The organism is Candidatus Aalborgicola defluviihabitans (assembly GCF_016705985.1).
Taxonomy (GTDB): domain Bacteria; phylum Pseudomonadota; class Gammaproteobacteria; order Burkholderiales; family Burkholderiaceae_C; genus Allorhodoferax; species Allorhodoferax defluviihabitans.
The window spans coordinates 741121-756814 of the sequence record NZ_JADJKN010000002.1; the positions used below are offsets into that span (position 1 = coordinate 741121).

12 protein-coding genes and 2 pseudogenes are annotated in these 15694 nt (G+C 59.7%); 6 read left to right on the top strand and 8 right to left on the bottom strand.

The features are described from left to right. Window positions 1-33 precede the first annotated feature (33 nt). Both IPI80_RS03915 and IPI80_RS03920 read left to right on the top strand, forming a co-directional pair. Window positions 34-707 (top strand): annotated as a pseudogene (locus tag IPI80_RS03915) (response regulator). Continuing rightward, on the top strand, window positions 704-2140 hold the full coding sequence (locus IPI80_RS03920) for a sensor histidine kinase (protein WP_413857332.1): 1437 nt from the start codon (window positions 704-706) through the stop codon (window positions 2138-2140). Before IPI80_RS03915 ends, IPI80_RS03920 begins: the two are co-directional and overlap by 4 nt. A 33-nt stretch (window positions 2141-2173) precedes the next feature. Here the strand turns inward: IPI80_RS03920 and IPI80_RS03925 are convergent, their stop codons facing one another. Genes IPI80_RS03925 through IPI80_RS03935 form a run of 3 tightly spaced genes read right to left on the bottom strand, consistent with a single transcriptional unit; the run spans window position 2174 to window position 4139 of the window. Next, window positions 2174-2836, bottom strand: coding sequence for an SPOR domain-containing protein (locus IPI80_RS03925; RefSeq protein WP_413857334.1), 663 nt, complete (start codon window positions 2834-2836; stop codon window positions 2174-2176). Between the two features lie 4 nt (window positions 2837-2840). Continuing rightward, the gene (locus IPI80_RS03930; protein WP_413857336.1) at window positions 2841-3620 is read right to left on the bottom strand and encodes a biotin--[acetyl-CoA-carboxylase] ligase; all 780 of its coding nucleotides are present in this window, start codon (window positions 3618-3620) and stop codon (window positions 2841-2843) included. 3 nt (window positions 3621-3623) lie between these two features. Continuing rightward, a complete protein-coding gene (locus IPI80_RS03935; RefSeq protein WP_413857338.1) occupies window positions 3624-4139 on the bottom strand; it encodes an SET domain-containing protein in 516 nt (171 codons plus the stop codon). Between the two features lie 115 nt (window positions 4140-4254). Between IPI80_RS03935 and IPI80_RS03940 the strand changes: the two are divergent. After that, window positions 4255-6926 (top strand): annotated as a pseudogene (locus IPI80_RS03940) (DNA topoisomerase III). 38 nt (window positions 6927-6964) lie between these two features. On the opposite strand, the gene IPI80_RS03945 reads toward IPI80_RS03940, so the two are convergent. Beyond that, on the bottom strand, window positions 6965-7345 hold the full coding sequence (locus IPI80_RS03945) for a YchJ family protein (RefSeq protein WP_413857340.1): 381 nt from the start codon (window positions 7343-7345) through the stop codon (window positions 6965-6967). Window positions 7346-7423: 78 nt separating this feature from the next. Here IPI80_RS03945 and IPI80_RS03950 point away from each other — a divergent pair, with 78 nt between their 5' ends. Both IPI80_RS03950 and IPI80_RS03955 read left to right on the top strand, forming a co-directional pair. Next, window positions 7424-8014 (top strand): lysophospholipid acyltransferase family protein, encoded by a 591-nt coding sequence (locus tag IPI80_RS03950; RefSeq protein WP_413857342.1) that lies wholly within the window; start codon window positions 7424-7426, stop codon window positions 8012-8014. A gap of 44 nt (window positions 8015-8058) precedes the next feature. Then, on the top strand, window positions 8059-9093 hold the full coding sequence (locus tag IPI80_RS03955; protein ID WP_413857344.1) for a potassium channel family protein: 1035 nt from the start codon (window positions 8059-8061) through the stop codon (window positions 9091-9093). Here IPI80_RS03955 and rarD read toward each other — a convergent pair. Genes rarD through tkt form a run of 4 tightly spaced genes read right to left on the bottom strand, consistent with a single transcriptional unit; the run spans window position 9083 to window position 15109 of the window. Continuing rightward, entirely contained in the window at window positions 9083-9964 is an 882-nt protein-coding gene (rarD, locus tag IPI80_RS03960) for an EamA family transporter RarD (RefSeq protein ID WP_413857346.1), read from the bottom strand. The two genes, IPI80_RS03955 and rarD, sit on opposite strands and share 11 nt — an antisense overlap. Window positions 9965-9999: 35 nt before the next feature. Next, on the bottom strand, window positions 10000-11958 hold the full coding sequence (locus tag IPI80_RS03965) for a tetratricopeptide repeat protein (RefSeq protein ID WP_413857348.1): 1959 nt from the start codon (window positions 11956-11958) through the stop codon (window positions 10000-10002). Window positions 11959-11997: 39 nt separating this feature from the next. Beyond that, the gene (gene gap, locus IPI80_RS03970) at window positions 11998-12996 is read right to left on the bottom strand and encodes a type I glyceraldehyde-3-phosphate dehydrogenase (protein ID WP_413857350.1); all 999 of its coding nucleotides are present in this window, start codon (window positions 12994-12996) and stop codon (window positions 11998-12000) included. A gap of 31 nt (window positions 12997-13027) precedes the next feature. Beyond that, window positions 13028-15109, bottom strand: coding sequence for a transketolase (tkt, locus tag IPI80_RS03975; protein ID WP_413857352.1), 2082 nt, complete (start codon window positions 15107-15109; stop codon window positions 13028-13030). Window positions 15110-15250: 141 nt separating this feature from the next. On the opposite strand from tkt, the gene IPI80_RS03980 reads away from it, so the two are divergent. Then, the gene (locus IPI80_RS03980) at window positions 15251-15643 is read left to right on the top strand and encodes an S-adenosylmethionine decarboxylase family protein (protein ID WP_413857354.1); all 393 of its coding nucleotides are present in this window, start codon (window positions 15251-15253) and stop codon (window positions 15641-15643) included. Window positions 15644-15694 lie beyond the last annotated feature (51 nt).

Genomic DNA, 15694 nt, shown 5'->3' on the forward strand with positions numbered 1-15694 from the left:
TGGGCGCCACTGCACACATAACCAGGAGCACACATGCGGATTTTGATTGCCGAAGATGACCAGGTATTGGCTGACGGTCTGCTGCGAGCCCTGCGCAGTGCCGGTGCCGCCGTGGACCACGTGGCCAGCGGCTCTGAGGCCGATGCAGCGTTGATGACCAACACCGAATTCGATCTGCTGATTCTGGACCTGGGTTTGCCCAAGATGCATGGGCTGGAAGTGTTGAAGAAATTGCGCGGTCGTGGCTCTTCGTTGCCGGTTCTGATCCTCACGGCAGCCGACGCGGTGGACGAGCGCGTCAAGGGTCTGGACTACGGCGCCGATGACTACATGGCCAAACCCTTTTCCTGCAAGAGCTTGAAGCCCGCGTGCGCGCTCTGGTACGCCGCGGCATGGGCGCCACCAGCAGCAGCATCAAGCACGGCCCGCTGGTGTATGACCAGGCCGGTCGGGTGGCCACCATCGACGGCAAGATGGTCGAACTCTCGGCACGCGAACTCGGTCTGCTGGAAGTTCTGCTGCAGCGAGCTGGCCGTTTGGTCAGCAAGGACCAGCTCGTGGAGCGCTTGTGCGAGTGGGGCGAAGAGGTCAGCAACAACGCCATCGAGGTGTACATCCACCGCCTGCGCAAGAAGATCGAAAAAGGCCCGATCCGCATTGCCACCGTGCGCGGGCTGGGCTATTGTCTGGAAAAAATTCCAAATTGAAGATATTCCAACGCGAGCAACGCAGCCTGTTCGGGGAGATCCTGGACTGGATGCTGACGCCGCTGCTGCTGCTGTGGCCGGTGAGCCTGGTGCTGACCTGGCTGGTAGCGCAGGGCATTGCTGGCAAACCCTTTGACCGGGCGCTGGAATACAACGTGGGCGCCCTGGCCCAGTTGGTCACGGTCAAGCACAACAAGGCACAGTTCGTGTTGCCCCTGCCTGCCCGCGAACTGTTGCGCGCCGACGATTCCGACACCGTGTACTACCAGGTCATGGGTTCCAATGGGGAGTACCTCAGCGGCGAAAAAAATCTGCCCATGCCACCCGAGGATGAAAAGCTTCTTCCCGGCGAGGTGCGCCTAAGGGACGCTGAGTTCCGTGGCATGGGTATCAAGGTAGCCTATACGTGGGTCAAACTGGACTTGCCGGACAGCAAGCCGGCCCTGGTCCAGGTTGCAGAGACAATGGACAAGCGCTCAGTGCTGGCCACCGAAATCGTCAAGGGCGTGATGCTGCCGCAATTCGTCATTTTGCCGTTGGCGGTGCTGTTGGTATGGTTGGCGCTGGTGCAGGCCATCAAACCGCTCAACCATCTGGAAGAACGCATCCGTGCCCGTAGCCCAGACGATTTGAGCCCACTGGATGCGCAGGCCGTTCCGTTGGAGGTAGCGCCTCTGGTGTCGTCCGTCAATGGCCTGCTGGAACGCCTGAAAGATTCAATTGCTACGCAAAAGCGCTTTCTGGCCGATGCCGCACACCAGCTCAAGACCCCGCTGGCGGGATTGCGCATGCAGGCCGACCTGGCCCAGCGCGAGGGGGCCAACGCTGAAGACTTGAAACAGTCGCTGCGACAGATCGGGCGCTCCAGCATCCGGGCCACCCACACCGTCAACCAGCTGCTGGCACTGGCGCGCGCCGAGAGCAGCGGTACGGTCATGACCCAGCAACCTTGTGACTTGGTGCGCCTGACCATGGATGTGATCCACGACAGCCTGCCACGCGCCATGGACAAATACATCGACCTGGGCTACGAAGGCGAACAACCCGGCGGTGAGGAAGTAAACCTCCAGGGCAATCCGACGCTACTAAAGGAAATGGTGCGCAACCTGGTGGACAACGCCATCAACTACACCCCCTCCACCGCTGATAAACCCGGCGTCATTACCGTGCGCATTCTGCGCGATCCGTTCAGCAAAATTTTGGTGCTGCAGGTGGAGGATTCCGGCCCCGGCATTCCCGCCGCCGAGCGTGAATTGGTGTTCCAACCCTTTTACCGCGTGCTGGGCACCGAGGCTGACGGCTCTGGCTTGGGCCTGCCCATCGTGCTGGAAATTACCCGCCAGCATCATGCCAGCATCACCATAGAAGACAGCCACCCGGGCCACTCTCCTCCCGGCACCTGTTTTACCGTCCGGTTTACGCAGTTTGATTGAAGCCTAGGCCTGTTTCCAGGGCCAACAGTCCATTCAACCGCAGGGCTTGAGGGTACGCCCGGCAAGAGCCGGCTTGATATCGTTCAAACGGTTCTTCTGTTCGGCCGTGAGCGCTGGCAGCTTGAGCTGGTTTTGATCGCCTTGGGCACGTTCCCGCACCACCTTGGCGGTGCGAATCCCGCGCTGGCTCGTCAAGCGCGACAACTCGGCGGCAGCGGCGGCTTGCGTATCAAAGCCACCCAACGAAAAACCCGGCTCCAGATCGGGGTTGGTCAGCGGTTGCGCCACCAGATTCATGACCGCCAGTTCAGCACGCTTCTTGACCATGGCATCGGCATTGGCGAACTTGCCCATGTAGACAATCCAGCGCTCGGATATGTGGACTGAATCAAACTGCCAACTGCCCTGCGCCAGAGCAGACTCCAGCGCACGGCGAGCCACGGCCATCTGGGCATCATCAAACGGACCGGCCTGCAGGCACTCCTTGGGCGCTGAATCGGCCTGCGCTTGGCTCTTAACCCGATTGAACTCGGCTGGGCTCATTACGTGCAACGATTCGGGGCGTATCTGTTGCGCTGCGCGTTGGGGCTCACTTTGCGGGGCTGGTCCATAACCGTAGGCGCGCAGCAGGCCGTCACTCCAGGCAAAGTACAGGCCGTTGGCCAATATCAGGATCAATATAAGGAAACGCAACATGGGTTCAGAAACGGGATTCGCACGCACCAGCCAGCGGCCGCACACTGACCTCTGCACTGGTAATCTTTTTGACACCGCCATCAGTATGCACCAAGAGTGCACCGCTGGCGTCCACGCCTTGGGCGGTACCAGCCACCCCGTCCGTACACACCACGCCACGCCCGTACAAGATGTCACGCGCATTGAAGGCCGCTACCAGCGGAGCAAAACCTTGCGCCGCAAACCGCTGAAGTGCCCGCACTAGGGGCACTACAACGTGCTCCAGCACATCTGGCGCCAGAACGTCGGGCAATACATCCCGCAAACCGGCCGGCGGCGTGCGCAGTCCGGCCGCGTCCGGGGCCACGATGTTGATGCCGATGCCGATGACCACAAAGCGGTCCTGACCCACGCTGGCGGTCTCTATCAGAATGCCGGCCAACTTGCGGTCACCCAACCACACGTCGTTGGGCCACTTCAACTGCAACCGGGGGTGCAGGGACTGCACGATCGACAAACCCACCGCCAAGGACAGGCCCGACCAGTCTAGGGGCGTCAGCAGCAAGCCTAAGGAAAACGTCAATGTGCGCCCCAGCGACTGGGTATCGCTACTCCAGTCACGGCCCAGCCGTCCCCGCCCAGCGGTCTGGCACTCGGCCACCAGCAGTATCGGCTCCAGCCGTCCAGCACGAGCGCGGCGCATCAGCTCCGTATTGGTGGAATCAATCTCCGGGAGAATTTCTACCGTGAAGCCCGGCAAGAACGGCTCCACCGCCTCCCAAATTGCCTCCGCCGGCCAAATCATCAATTATCTCTTGCCGCGCTTGGGGGCCAGCAGGGTACCCCGGCAGGTCTTGGTGCCACACCAGCAGGGGTATTCGGCCTTGAGTTTGGGGGTATAGCGCTCGTCGATGATCAAACCATAGTCGTAGTTGAGCTCTTCACCGGCATGAATGTTGCGCAGGGCCTTGATGAAGATACGGCCATCCACTTCGTCTGCCTCGCAGTTGGCATCGCAGGCGTGGTTGATCCAGCGCGAGGAATTGCCACCAAACAAGGCATCGATTACATGGTCTTCGTCGATATGGAAGTAAAACGTGTGGTTGGGGTCCTGGGGATCATGCGGGTGACGGCGCTGGGCCTCCGCCCAGCTGATGACCTCGCCCACGTACTCGATGATGACTTCGCCCTCGGCGATATCCTGCACCGCAAAGACACCCTTGCCATGCACGCCCGAGCGACGGGTCTGAATACGACGGTTTGAAGCAACGAGGTGCCCCCAGGGCGCTAGCCGGGCTTTGGGCCCACGGCGTTTTTCAAGCAAAAGCCCAAAATTTTGGTATGGTGAATCGTATGGGCGCGCATGTGTGTGCGTGCCCGCGTGTGTGTGAGCGCGCCCACGTGTGTACGTGCGTGCGCGAGAACCGGATTGTAGTCAGATGAATAAAACATTGGTCATTGCAGAAAAACCGTCGGTCGCCCAAGACATCGTGCGGGCGCTTACGCCCACCGCAGGCAAGTTTGAAAAGCACGACGAATATTTTGAGAGCGACTCCTATGTCGTCTCGAGCGCCGTGGGCCACCTGGTCGAGATTCAAGCGCCCGAAGAGTTTGATGTGAAACGTGGCAAATGGAGCTTTGCCAACCTGCCGGTGATCCCGCCTCACTTTGACTTGAAACCAGTGGACAAGACCAAAACCCGGTTAAATGCCGTGGTCCGGCTTGCCAAGCGCAAGGACGTGGACAAGATCGTTAACGCCTGCGACGCGGGCCGCGAGGGGGAACTGATCTTTCGCCTGATCGAGCAGTACGCTGGTGGTGCAAAACCCCTGGGCAAGCCGGTAAGCCGCCTGTGGCTACAGTCCATGACACCACAAGCGATTCGGGACGGCTTCGACAATCTGCGTACCAACGCACAGATGCAACCGCTGGCCGATGCAGCCCGTTGCCGTTCTGAGGCCGATTGGCTGGTGGGTATTAACGGCACGCGTGCCATGACCGGCCTGCGACGGTTTCTGAGGAAAGCAAACCCACCACGCAAGCCAGTCCCTTGCTGTTCGACCTGACCAGTCTGCAACGCGAGGCCAATGGCAAATTTGGCTACAGCGCCAAGACCACGCTACAAATTGCCCAAAGCCTGTACGAGCGCCACAAAGCGCTGACCTATCCGCGTACCGATTCCCGCAACCTGCCGGAAGACTATGTACCGGTCGTCAAAGACACGCTGGCCATGCTTGCGGACAGCAGTATGAAACACCTGGCGCCGTTTGCGGCGCAGGCGGTCAAGGGCGGCTATGTCAAACCTACTAAGCGCGTGTTTGACAACGCCAAGGTAAGCGACCACTTTGCCATTATTCCTACGCTACAAGCTCCCCATGGTTTGAGTGAGGCAGAGCAGAAGATTTACGATCTGGTGGTGCGCCGCTTCATGGCCATCTTTTTCCCCAGCGCCGAATACCAGGTCACCACCCGTATCACCACTGCAGTGGGCCACTCCTTCAAGACCGAAGGCAAGGTACTGGTCAAGCCGGGCTGGCTGGCCATTTACGGCAAAGAAGCCGCCGACGAAGTGGCCGACGCCAAAGAAGGTGATAAGGGTCAAAACCTGGTGCCGGTACAACCCAATGAGAAGGTGAAGGGCGACCCGGTCGACCCCAAAGGCCTCAAAACCAAGCCCCCAGCGCGCTACTCAGAAGCTACTCTTTTGGGTGCCATGGAAAACGCCGGAAAAACGGTGGACGACGACGAGCTGCGCGAAGCCATGGGCGAAAAAGGTCTGGGCACGCCTGCGACCCGCGCTGCCACCATTGAAGGCTTGATTACCGAAAAATACATGCTGCGCGAAGGCCGCGAGCTGATACCCACCGCCAAAGCCTTCCAGCTGATGACCCTCTTGCGTGGCCTGGGCGTGGAAGAACTCTCCAAAGCCGAACTGACCGGCGAATGGGAATACAAGCTGGCCCAGATGGAGCACGGCAAGCTAAAGCGCGAAACGTTCATGGCCGAGATTGCCGCCATGACCGAGCGCATGGTCAAAAAGGCCAAGGAATACGACCGCGACACCATTCCCGGCGACTACGCCACGCTAGCCGCACCCTGCCCCAATTGCGGCGGCATCGTCAAAGAAAACTACCGCCGCTACACCTGCACCGGCAAATCCGGCGACACCGAGGGCTGCGGCTTCTCCTTCGGTAAAACCCCCGCCGGACGCACCTTTGAGGTGGCGGAAGTGGAGCAATTTTTGCGTGACAAGAAGATCGGCCCCCTGGAAGGGTTTCGCTCCAAAGCCGGCTGGCCGTTCACGGCCGAGATGGTCATCAAGTTTGACGACGAGACCAAGAACTACAAGCTCGAATTCGACTTTGGCGACGACAAAAAGGGTGAAGAGAGTGGCGAGATCATCGACTTCTCGGCGCAAGAATCCCTGGGCAAGTGCCCCAAGTGCGGCGGTGCGGTCTATGAACATGGCAAGAACTACGTCTGCGCCAAATCCGTGCCTACGCTAGAACAACCCACACCGAGCTGCGACTTCAAAACCGGTCAGATCATCCTGCAGCAACCCATTGAGCGCACGCAAATGGTCAAGCTGCTGGAAACCGGCAAGACCGATTTGCTGGACAAGTTTGTTTCCATGCGCACCCGACGCGCCTTCAAAGCCATGCTGGCCTGGGACGCTGAGGCCGGCAAGGTAAATTTTGAGTTTGCGCCGAGCAAATTCCCACCCCGCAAGACGGCAGCGGGTAGAACTTCAGCTACAAAGACAGGAGCTGCTCGCGCAGATTCCACGAGGGCTCCAGCCAAAAAAGCACCTGCAAAAAAGGCCGCCACCAAATCTGCAGCCACCAAGGTCGCCAAGCCGAAAGTCCCGCGCAAAACCACCGCCGCCAGCGGCAAATTGCCCAGCACTGAGTTGGCTGCCGTCATTGGTACTGATCCGGTCGCCCGCACCGAGGTCATCAAAAAGATCTGGGACTACATCAAGGCCAACGGTCTGCAAGACGCCACCAACAAGCGCGCCATCAATGCCGACGCCAAGCTGTTACCGGTGTTTGGCAAGCCGCAAATCACCATGTTTGAGCTGGCCGGCATTGTGGGCAAACACCTGTCTTGAAGCCGCGGCCTCCTTGTGAGGCTTGCGTTACACCCCAATCAGCTCGTCTGCCCGTCGATGTACAGCCAGCGCCCGTCCTGGCGGACAAAGCGGCTGGTCTCTTCCATGCGCTCGGCACGGCCACCCACCTTGCAGCGCGCCACAAACTCCACCACGCCAGCGTCGCCGGTCATCTCGGCGTGGCGCACTTCCAGGCCCAGCCATTTGACTGGCTGCAGTTCCAGATCACCCGGCGCGGTGCTGGGGTGCCAGGTTGCTAACAGGTAGTCGATCAGGCCGAGCACGTAGGCGCTGTAGCGCGATCGCATCAAGGCCTCGGGTGTGGGTGCGTGTTGGCCCAGTGCCAGGCCGGTGTGCCATTGGCCACAGCAATCGGCCAACTCCCGTTCCGAGCCGCAAGGACATTCATGTTTCTTCAAGGGTAGTCCTCGTTCAGGGGTGGGGGAGTGAATGCAGCGACAATCATCCTAGCAGCAAGCCCCCATCGCGCCCAACCCATGCACCACACCATTTTCGACACGCCGGTTGTCAACACCATACTGCGGGCTCTGTCGATTCTCTTTCTCACGTTAGCCGGTTGGAAAGTGAAAGGTGCTCTTCCACCCAATGGCCACAAGTGTGTGTTCATTGCTGCGCCGCACACCAGCAACTGGGACCTGCCTTACACCTTGATGGTGGCCTTTGCGCTTAGGCTGAACATTTACTGGATGGGCAAGGAATCGCTCTTCAAGCCCCCGTTTCGCAGCATCATGATGTGGCTGGGGGGCATACCCGTGCGGCGCGAGTCGTCCAACAATCTGGTGACGGCGTCGGTGCAGGCCATTCTTGAAGCGAAGGGTCCCCTGCAGCTGATTGTTCCGCCGGAGGGTACACGCAACAAAACGCGTTACTGGAAAACCGGCTTTTACTACATCGCATTGGGTGCCAAGGTGCCCATCGTGCTGGCCTACATGGATTATTCCCGCAAGGTCAGCGGCCTGGGACCGGTGTTTGAGCCAACTGGCAACATTGAGGCGGATATGCTGGCCATCAAGGCGTTCTACGCACCTTTCAAGGGCAAGAACGCCGACCAGTTTCACGCCGACTAAGCGCTCTGGCCACACGCATCGAAACCATTTCCCAAGGCATAGACATGCAACGCCACGGATTAGAAAAAGTCTTTCGAAGCAGGCACTTCAAGGGTCTGGTCTACGGCGTTGCCTTGCTGCTGGTGATAACCGCCATGGGTACACTGGGCTACCACTATATTGGGCGCCCATCCGCCACCTGGATCGACAGCTTCTACATGACCTTCATCACCATCGCCACCATTGGCTTTGGTGAGACGGTGGACCTCAGCGCCCACCCGATGGGGCGGCTGTTCACCGTGTTCATTGCCATTATTGGCATTGGCACCCTGAGCTACCTGTTCTCGACCCTGGTGGCCCTTTTGATCGACTCCGACCTCAACGCAGAGCTAAGGAAAAAGCGCATGGAAAAACAGATTGCCCAGATGAAGGGTCATTACATCGTGTGTGGCATCGGGCGCGTGGGCTCCAACGTGGCCCATGAACTGGCCAAGACCCGACGCAGCCTTGTCGTCATTGAACGGGACCGCGCGGTTCTGGATACGTGGCTCGAACACCACCCCCATGCCCTTTACCTCCATGACGATGCGGCTGATGACGACGCTTTGCACCGCGCTGGCCTCTCCAATGCGACCGGCGTGTTTGCAGTGACCGGCGATGACAGTCACAACCTGATGGTGGCGCTATCAGTCAAACTGCTCAGTCCCAAGGTGCGGGTAGTGGTGCGCTTGCATGACATCCGCAACACCAACAAGGCCCGCCGTGCCGGTGCTGATGAGATCGTATCGCCCGACTTTACCGGCGGCATGCGTATCGCCTCGGCCATGGTTCGCCCCCATGTGGTCAACTTCATGGACCAGATGCTGCACAGCGATGAGGGCCAGCGAGTGGAGCAGGTGGTAGTCCCCGACGGATTTGACAGCAAGCCATTGGCAGAACTGGTGCCCAAATCCAAGGACTACTTGCTGATGGCCCTCCACGAGCATGGCAACTGGGTATTCAACCCCAGCGATGACCACATGGTCAACGCCGGCACTGCCCTGGTATTGATGACCAGCCCCGAAGGACGAATGCGCGTGGAAAAGCTGTTCACGGTCTGAGAGACGGCGCCCGACGAGCATGGCGCCAGCCTTCTGCCGTGTACAACGCCAGCGCGATCCAAATCAACACAAAGCCCATCACACGCGGTCCAGCAAATGGCTCGTCATACAGCCACACACCCAGCAGCACCAGGATACTGGGCGAAATGTATTGCAACACGCCCATCATGGACAGCGGAATGCGCCGTGCGCCGGCGGCAAACAGCAACAACGGCAGCGCTGTTACCGGGCCAGACAACATGAGCCACGCAAGAGACGTATGGTCTTGCGCCACCAGCGCGCCCTGTCCATGCCAGGCCATCCAGCCCATTGCAACCAGTGCCGCCGGGGCCAGCACCAGGGTTTCCAGTGTCAACCCTTCCAGGGCGCCTAGCGGCGCCACCTTGCGCAGCAGGCCGTACAAGGCGAACGTAATCGCCAGGGTTAGCGCCACCCAGGGCACGCGACCGCCCTGCCAAGAGAGCCACAGCACACCCGCACAAGCCACCGCAAAGGCCATCCACTGGCCAGCGCGCGGACGCTCATGCAAAAAAACATACCCCAACGCCACATTCATCAGCGGCAAGATGAAGTAGCCCAGGCTGGCGTCCAGCACGTGGTCGTTATTCACCGCCCAGATATAAACCAGCCAGTTGCTCGCCAACAGCGTGGCGGACAGCGCAAAGATGCCCACCACACGGGGTTTGCGCACCGCCCGCAACCAAGCCCAGCGCCGCCGCACCAGCAAGACCAGCACCACAAACACCAGCGACCACACGGTGCGGTGCATCACCACCTCCAGCGGCCCCACGGCCGCGAGGCGCTTGAAGAACAGCGGAAATAGTCCCCACAGCGTGTAAGCCAGAGCAGCGAAGACAGCACCAATTTGCATGGACGATCAGCTTAAACAGTGATGAGGGAGGTCGATTAGACACCGCGGGACAAACCCCCCCCGGGCGGGGGGGTGATTTCCCCGGGCGGGGGAGAGCACAGGCGCAACAGGTGCCGGCCCAACACCGCAACGGTTTCTTGATCGCCAAACAAAGCCTGGCGACGATCGCGCATTTGCGTCTTCACACGCGCACGCAATCCGCTGTCACTTGCCAGCTGCTCCACCAGGGCAATATATTGCGCCACTGATCCTGCCACCCATTCATCCAGCCCCATCTGCCGCAGGATGGCGCTGGCAAAACGGCCCCGCATGAATTCCCCCTCAAAGGCAACTATGGGTGTTGCGCATTCGACGGCCTGCATAACCGTGTTGAACCCGGAAAATCCCATGCTATCGAGGTACACATCGGTCCGGTCCAACAGCGCAAAAAAAGCTGCCTGGGACTGCCAGGGAACAAACGCCACAGTTGCATCGAAATCCACGTCAGCGGCATCGAAGGCCAACCGCAGGCGCTGCTCCAGTCGTTGCGATAGCGTTTGCGATTCGCTATGAAAAAACACCAGCTTGCAGGGCTGGCATCGCCTTGCAATCTCCACCAGCGCCACATCGTACTGCGGCGCGTATTTGAAAGACGTCCCGGCGCACAGCAACACCCGATCAGCAGGTTGAATGCCCCATGCGGAACAATCGATTCGACCAGGTGCGGTGCCAAAGGCCTGGTAACAGCAACCCAGCCTGGGCAGGGTCAACAGATTTTCGCTGTAGTGCTTGGCGGCCTGCGGTGGCTCCAACGCCTCGGCACCAATATAGCCATCCATCGTCGGCAACCCGGTAGTCATGGGATGCCCCCAGGACGCCAGTTGCACCCGTGCCAGCCGCAAGGCAGACAGGCGGATGGTGGTCGCATCCATGCCGATCTCGGGATAAATCAGCACGTCCAGTTGCGCATCCGATACTGCCTTAGCCCAGTTTGTCCAGTCTCCCAATCCGTGGTGGAGTTGATGCACGCGGCGTTGCGCCCATTCGGTCTGTGCGTCGCGCAACTGCCCAGTGTGAAAGATCTGGATCTCGAACACCGCAGGGTCCAAATGTTCTATCCAACCCCGAACCAAAGCATGCCATACCGAGTGGCTGTGGATGTGAGCGGAGACTATTCCCAAACGGCATTTGCCGGAATGATTTCCAGCAGGTGCGGGCACGCCCACCTTCTTGCTCCAAATCGCCATGAGCTTGGTGCACAGATCGCCGTAAAGCGATAGCACAGCTTTGTGGTTAGTCGCGATATAGGCCAAAAAATAAGGCTGCTGTGCACCTACGGCCAAATACCCGTTGGGAGAATGCGTCCCTAACAGCTTCACACGCAGCTTGTCGAGCTCACGGGCGAAAGCATCACACGCTTGGGTTTGTTCATCTTCTGTCTGTGCAATAGCGGGCAACTGCGCCATCACAAGGCCCCAACGGGCCTGAACGTAGGATGGATTCAAGCGCACGGCCGCTGCATAGGCTTTTCGTGCACCAGCACCATCTCCCGTACCGGTCAGGGCGTTGCCCAGCCAGTAGTACGCATTGGCTTCATTGGGAGATAGCTGCAACAGCCACTGCAGGAGGTCAGCGGCCTCCAACCAGCGCGCCTGATCGATGCGCATCATGGCCAGATTGAAATAGGCTGGGCCAAGCTGCGGATTCAACGCAAGGGCCAGCGTCAGCCACTGGTCTGCTTCGGGCAATGCACCACGGTCTTTGAGGAGGCTGCCGAGATTTGCAGACGCCTCCGCGAACGCAGGATGGATAGCCAAGGCGCGGCGGTAATGCCGTTCCGCAGCTTCCCAATGGAGGCTTTCCCGCTGCTGATTGCCCTGCGCGAACTCGTCCTGTGCCAGACCTTTATCTTGGGTCGATAGCTGGCTGGCCTGCCGTACGGCAGCAGCCACATCAATACTGGCGTACTGCGTTGAAGCAGCACCCTTGAGCCTGGATCGGAGCCAGTCAAACACGGCATTCACCGCATGGCTAGAACTGGCCGCGCTCTTCGCTTACTTGGCCACCACCCGCACCATTTCCAGGCACTTGTTGGAGTAACCCCACTCGTTGTCGTACCAGGCGACGATCTTGACGAAGGTGCTGTCCAGGGCAATGCCGGCGTCGGCGTCGAACACGCTGGTGCAGGTTTCGCCACGGAAGTCGGTGGCAACCACCTTGTCTTTGGTGTAACCCAGCACACCCTTCAAGGCACCTTCGCTTTGCGCCTTCATTTCAGCGCAGATGTCGGCGTAGCTGGCTTCCTTGTTCAACTCCACCGTCAGGTCGACCACAGACACGTCACTGGTTGGCACGCGGAAAGACATACCGGTGAGCTTCTTGTTCAACGCAGGAATCACAATGCCCACGGCCTTGGCGGCGCCAGTGCTGGATGGGATGATGTTTTCCAGAATGCCGCGCCCGCCGCGCCAGTCTTTGTTGGAAGGGCCGTCCACGGTCTTTTGGGTGGCGGTGGCCGCGTGAACGGTCGTCATCAAGCCGCGCTTGATGCCCCATTTGTCGTTAAGCACCTTAGCCACAGGCGCCAGGCAGTTGGTGGTGCACGATGCGTTGGAGATGATGGCCTGACCTGCGTAGGTGTCGGAATTCACGCCGAACACGAACATGGGCGTGTCGTCCTTGGACGGCGCGGACATGATGACCTTCTTGGCACCAGCATCCAGGTGTTTCTGGGCGGTAACCTTATCCAGGAACAAGCCGGTGGACTCGATCACGATGTCGGCACCGACTTCGTTCCACTTCAGGTTGGCGGGGTCGCGCTCTTGCGTCAGGCGGATCTTCTTGCCGTTGACCACCAGGGTGTTGCCGTCAACCGAAACTTCGCCCTTGAAGCGGCCGTGCACGCTGTCGTACTTGAGCATGTAAGCCAGGTAGTGCGGCTCCAGCAGGTCGTTGATGCCAACGACTTCAATGTCGCTGAAGTTTTGCAAGGCTGAGCGCAACACGTTGCGTCCGATGCGGCCAAAGCCGTTGATGCCAATTTTGATCGTCATGATTACTTCCTGTTAAATAAAACGAAAACACTCACTTCTTTGCCAGCACGGACTGCACCGTATCGGCCACATTCTCAGGCGTAAAGCCAAAGTGCTTGAACAGCACCGGGGCCGGGGCCGACTCGCCGAAGCAGTCGATGCCCACCACGGCGGACACACCGTATTTCCACCAGCCACCGGTAGCACCCATTTCAACCGCCACACGGGGCAGGCCGGCAGGCAGCACGGACGATTTGTACGCGGCACTTTGCAGGTCAAACGTGGTTGTGGACGGCATGGAGACCACGCGCACGGCAATCTTGCGTTCGGCTAGCAGCTTCTGGGCATGCAAGGCCAGTTGCACTTCAGAGCCGGTGGCGATGATCACAGCCTGGGTCTTCTTCTTCAGACCCACTTCGGTTGGCTCTGCCAGCACGTAGGCACCCTTGTTGATGGCGTCCAGGCCGCAGGCATCCGGTGCCAATGCGGAATCGGCCTTGGGTGCGTAACTGATGTTCTGGCGGCTCAAGAGCAGCGCGGTGGGCTTGGTCTTGTTTTGCAAAGCAACGGTCCAGGCCACGGCGGTTTCGGCCGTATCACCGGGACGCCACACATCCAGGTTGGGAATCAGGCGCAAGGACGCGGCGTGTTCGATGGACTGGTGCGTGGGGCCATCTTCGCCCAATCCAATGGAGTCGTGCGTGAATACATGGATCACACGCTGCTTCATCAACGCAGCCATGCGGATGGCGTTGCGGCTGTAGTCACTGAATGTGAGAAATGTGCCACCGTAAGGAATAAAGCCACCGTGCAGGGTCACACCGTTCATGATGGCGGCCATGCCGAACTCGCGCACGCCGTAGTTGATGTGGCGCCCACCCTCGCCCGCTTCATTTTTGATCACGGCGCCGGTCAGCGAGTCAAAGCGCAAACTGGGTGTGGATTGGGTGTTGGTCAGGTTCGAGCCGGTCAGGTCGGCACTGCCACCCAACAATTCAGGCAGGGCTGCGGTAAAGGATTCCAGCGCCAATTGGCTGGCCTTGCGGCTGGCCACGGTTTCGGCCTTTTGGTGGGCGGCAATGACGGTGTCTACGGCGGTCTGTACAAAATTCTTGGGCAAATCGCCCTTCATGCGGCGCACCAACTCTTTGGCCAACGCGGGGTGGGCAGCCTGGTAGGCGGCAAATTGCTCTTTCCACGCGGCCTCAGCGGCCTTGCCGGCGGTCTTGGCGTCCCAGTCGGCATAAACCTCTTTGGGGATAACAAAGGGTGCGTAATTCCAGCCAATCGACTCGCGCGTGAGCTTGATCTCTTCCGCACCCAAGGGCTCGCCGTGGGCCTTGGCAGTGTCGGCTCGGTTGGGTGAGCCAAAACCGATGTGCGTCTTGCAGATGATGAGCGTGGGGCGGTCCGCAGAATTTTTGGCCTCTGCAATCGCGGTGGACACCGCAGCGGCATCCTGACCGTCGATGGGGCCGATCACGTTCCAGCCATAGGCCACAAAACGCAGAGCGGTGTTGTCGGCAAACCAGGGCGTGACCTGACCGTCAATGGAGATGCCGTTGTCGTCGTACAGGGCGATCAACTTGTTGAGCTTCCATGCGCCAGCAAGCGACGCCGCTTCGTGGCTGATGCCTTCCATCAGGCAGCCGTCGCCCATGAAGACATAGGTGTGGTGGTCGACAATCGCGTGGTCTTCACGGTTGAACTCACTTGCCAACAGCTTTTCAGCCAAGGCCATGCCGACCGCATTGGTCAGGCCCTGGCCCAGCGGGCCGGTGGTGGTTTCCACGCCGGGCGTGACACCGACTTCGGGGTGGCCAGCAGTCTTGCTGTGCAACTGGCGAAAGTTCTTCAACTCAGCCATAGGCAACTTGTAGCCGGTGAGGTGCAACAGCGCATAGATCAACATGGATGCGTGGCCGTTGGAGAGCACAAAACGGTCGCGGTTGATCCAGTGCGGGTTGGTGGGGTTGTGGCGCAGATGGCCAGACTGTGGTCCCCACAGGGCCACGGCCATGTCGGCCATGCCCATGGGCGCACCGGGGTGGCCGGAGTTGGCGGCCTGAACGGCATCCATGGCAAGAGCGCGAATGGCATTGGCCATCTGTTGGGAATTTTGCGTGGTGGCCATGGGCTGGGCGACTCCGGGTAAGGTGGGGGACTGGGGAAAACCCGCTATTTTAACAATGCCCCCACGGTCGCTCACTTCGTGTAGCTCACTGCCCCCCGAGGGGGCGCATTTTTGCCTTGAAAATCATCTACAGTCGCGGGTATGCATGGCCTGCACCTCACCGCCGATCTCAGCCACTGCCAGTGCGACGCTGGTTGGCTCACAGACGCGCCGCGCCTATTGGCGCGCTGCACGCGTGAAGTGGCTGGCGCCGGCTTGCAAGTGGTCAACCAACTGGCCCACACTTTCCCCGCCACAGACCACGGCCCCGGCGGTGTGACCGCTACCGTGCTGTTAGCCGAATCGCACCTGTGCGTGCACACCTGGCCCGAGCAAAGCGGGGTCACGGTGGATGTGTATGTTTGCAACTTTGGCGGCGACCATTCAGCCAAAGCACACGCGCTGATGGACGCCATGGTGGCTTTGTTTGAGCCGCAGCAGGTACTGCGCCAAGTCCTGCAGCGCGGCGCCGTTGCGGACGTCAAATGCTATTAAATTAATAGTGATTTACGTATAACCGACGAGGGCTAGCGCCATTTTTAATCG